The sequence below is a fragment of the Methanospirillum sp. genome (genome assembly GCF_035560735.1).
GTDB lineage: Archaea > Halobacteriota > Methanomicrobia > Methanomicrobiales > Methanospirillaceae > Methanospirillum.
This window is the reverse complement of the sequence record NZ_DATMYY010000031.1, coordinates 1-2,605: the sequence shown is the minus strand read 5'-3', so window position 1 is coordinate 2,605 and position 2,605 is coordinate 1. Positions and strand designations below refer to the sequence as shown.

The window sequence follows — 2,605 nt, the reverse complement described above, 5'->3', positions numbered from 1 at the left end:
TGATATTGTTAAAAGACAACAACAGCAGGATATGGTGATCATATGAAGTGGACAAAAATAGATGTCAGTACTAGATCGAGAACCGAGTTCATCGATATTACAAACATAATTTCAGATGAACTGGCGAAAACGGGCGTACAGAATGGAGTCTGCCATGTGTACATGCCTCATACGACAGCCGGCCTGACCATCAATGAGAATGCAGATCCTGACGTAACACGTGATATCCTTGCCGGCCTTACACGCCTCGTGCCATTGAAAGGAGATTACCGGCATGCAGAAGGAAATTCAGACGCCCACATCAAGGCGTCACTTATGGGATTTTCTCAAATGATACCGGTTATCGACGGACATCTGGCACTTGGAACCTGGCAGGGAATTTATTTCTGTGAGTTCGACGGGCCCAGAAACCGGCATGTCCTTGTTGGTATTTCAGGGGAATAGATCGTTTTATCAAGAAGATACATCAGAGAATATCCCTCCCATGGAGATTCATATAAACCTGCAAACAGAGATATCCCATTACTCGGATTTGCAACCATGATTTCAGCTCCACGAACTACTTGGAATCTACTTCTCTTCATAGTATGCCTAGGCACTTTTGTTCCCGGCCTTTGCTATGCAATACCTGATATGCAGTGTCCTAACATATCCTCGTATTTTGATTCTATCAGGGGAGACCGGGATGAACTCTTTACCTTCTTCAATGATATGCCCAAGGGAGGGGACATCCATATTCATCTCTCCGGAGCAATCCCACCGGAAAAACTCATAGCAATCGCAGCCCGTCATGACCTTCTTGTCGATCCCGTGACCGGCCAACTGGTTGATCCGGCAACAGACCAGCCATTTAATTACACTCCACTCAAGCCCCTTGTCCCGGTTGCATCTGCATACACAAATGCAACTTTGTTTTCATACCTGGTCTCCAAGTGGTCAATGGCCGGTTTTTCGTATGAGAATCAGACAGGACATGACTGGTTTTTCAGTACCTTTGATCTCATCGATCCGGTCACGTACTACGACGGGGAATTAATTGCCGAGATCAGGGACCAGGCAGCCTCTGAGAATATCAGGTATCTTGAATTGATGACGTCTCAGACCAACTCTGATAAAGTCAGGCAGATAGTAAGCCAGGTTCCCTGGGATGATAATCTCTCACTCCTCCGGGAAAATCTTTTAGACGCCGGTCTTGCTGATATCTGCCGGCAGAAAGTTCTGACCCTGGCAACCTATGATCAGGTATCGCGGGAGCATTCAACAGCAGAAGGCAGGAATGTCACGGTCAGGTATACCTACGAAGCCCTACGATTTTATCCTCAAAAAGAAGTGTTCAGTGATCTGCTCCAAGCATTTGAGATAGCCAACCAGTCACCACTCATAGAAGGAGTTACACTCGTAGGTGATGAAGCAGACAAGTATTCACTTCGAGATTACGATGAACACATGAAGATGGTTGCATACCTTCATAGTGTCTACCCCGATGTCGGCATTACGCTCCATGCAGGTGAACTGACCCCTGAACTGGTTCCCCCTGTCGATATGCAGGATCACATCTCACAAGCGATATCCACCGGGAATGCCTCGCGGATTGGGCATGGGGTCAGCATCAGATATGAAAAAGATAGAGAAGAAGTGCTGGAAAAAATGTCTGCTTCCCACATTCCTGTTGAGATCCTTTTGACCAGCAACCTGCAGATACTGGGGATAGATACGGCAGAACACCCGGTCTCACTCTACCTGGATCATGATGTTCCCGTGATCCTTGCAACCGATGATCCCGGCGTCGAACGTACTACCCTCACCCAGGAGTTCGTTAATCTCACGATGAACAAACCCCACGTTTCGTATGAACAGATTCGGGAGATTAATATGAATAGCATCAGGTACAGTTTTCTTCCTCAGACAGAGAAGGACCGGATGCTAGCAGAACTCAATGAGAGCCTGCGGCAGTATGAACGTACAGTTCCAGCCGGATTCACGGGAACACCGGCATGTGAGACTGCTTTGACTGCGTAAAAAAGGGGACTGAATTTCCGAGTCATAATCCCGGGACTCTCCCCCGGGAATCCACCCTATAAAAATCGCCCTGTTTTTAATTTAACTCTCAATTTTCAGAGATTTTCAGTGCCATTTTGGCCACATATAAACCAAGGTAATAACGGGGTTAGATTTTAAAAAAGAGGCCGAAAATCGAGTTAATAGCGGGACATCACGACCATGCGAGATTCACACTAGCCCTAATGGTGGTTGAGAAGGAGATCAGGGCTTTACGTGCCCATGTAAAAACGATATTTGAGCCCCTTTTTTCTGCAGTGACCTGTTTGATACCAGATGAGGAATCTACACCCATTGAAAAGAACCCGGCGTGGTTAGTGGAGTGATTTTAAACCATTGCAATCAAATTTCGCATTAGCGAAAGAAGAGCAGTTTGATTAAGCAAATTAAAAATTTATTAGATATTGACTTCGAACACAATGTCTTTAGGTGTGTCAACCACCTGAAAAGAACAAACTTTTTTGAAAGAATGCGCCGTGAATGCCAGCCTGGGAATCAAATGGATAGCCGACCCGGATTGATAATACTCCAAGGTCGGATCAGTCTG

At 46.0% G+C, this 2,605-nt stretch carries 2 protein-coding genes; both read left to right on the top strand.

Annotated elements, in window-relative coordinates:
- Positions 1 to 42: 42 nt before the first annotated feature.
- Positions 43 to 444 carry a secondary thiamine-phosphate synthase enzyme YjbQ gene (locus tag VN429_RS00850; protein WP_325628764.1) on the top strand — a complete coding sequence of 134 codons (402 nt, stop codon included), beginning with the start codon at positions 43 to 45 and terminating at the stop codon, positions 442 to 444.
- A gap of 189 nt (positions 445 to 633) precedes the next feature.
- Complete coding sequence (locus tag VN429_RS00845; protein WP_325628762.1) at positions 634 to 2,019, top strand: adenosine deaminase family protein; 1,386 nt, start codon at positions 634 to 636, stop codon at positions 2,017 to 2,019.
- Positions 2,020 to 2,605: the final 586 nt, after the last annotated feature.

Bases quoted from the DNA above. Each gene is read 5' to 3' on its own strand.
- VN429_RS00850 (WP_325628764.1), top strand. From the start codon at position 43: ATGAAGTGGACAAAAATAGATGTCAGTACTAGATCGAGAACCGAGTTC.
- VN429_RS00845 (WP_325628762.1), top strand. From the start codon at position 634: ATGCAGTGTCCTAACATATCCTCGTATTTTGATTCTATCAGGGGAGAC.